Source organism: Microbacterium sp. 05N427 (genome assembly GCF_056397105.1).
Genome location: NZ_JBFTMT010000040.1, coordinates 1 through 377 on the forward strand (window position 1 = coordinate 1; position 377 = coordinate 377).

Genomic DNA, 377 nt, shown 5'->3' on the forward strand with positions numbered 1-377 from the left:
ATGCGCGAGCCCGGCGGCGCCACCAAGCGCTCCCGCTCCTGGGAGAACTGACCCTCGCCGCAGCGCGGTTCGTCAGGGCTGCTGCGCACGCCACTCGTCGGCGAGCATCGCCTTGCCCATGGCGGTCGCGTACCAGCGACCCGCCTGCGCGGGGTCGATCGTGTAACCGATCCCGGCCTGCGCGTTCCGCCAGGGCCCGTCGGCGACGTGGGCTGCGCACGCCACTCGTCGGCGAGCATCGCCTTGCCCATGGCGGTCGCGTACCAGCGACCCGCCTGCGCGGGGTCGATCGTGTAACCGATCCCGGCCTGCGCGTTCCGCCAGGGCCCGTCGGCGACGTGGCTCTGCCCCATCGCATCCGTGCGCCACAGCGACAC

Annotated in this window: 1 protein-coding gene; it reads right to left on the bottom strand. The window is 73.5% G+C overall.

Annotated features, from left to right (window positions below; genetic code table 11):
• Positions 1 to 72: 72 nt before the first annotated feature.
• Positions 73 to 225, bottom strand: a complete 153-nt coding sequence (locus AC1DG4_RS19540; protein WP_477421425.1) for a hypothetical protein — start codon at positions 223 to 225, stop codon at positions 73 to 75.
• Positions 226 to 377: the final 152 nt, after the last annotated feature.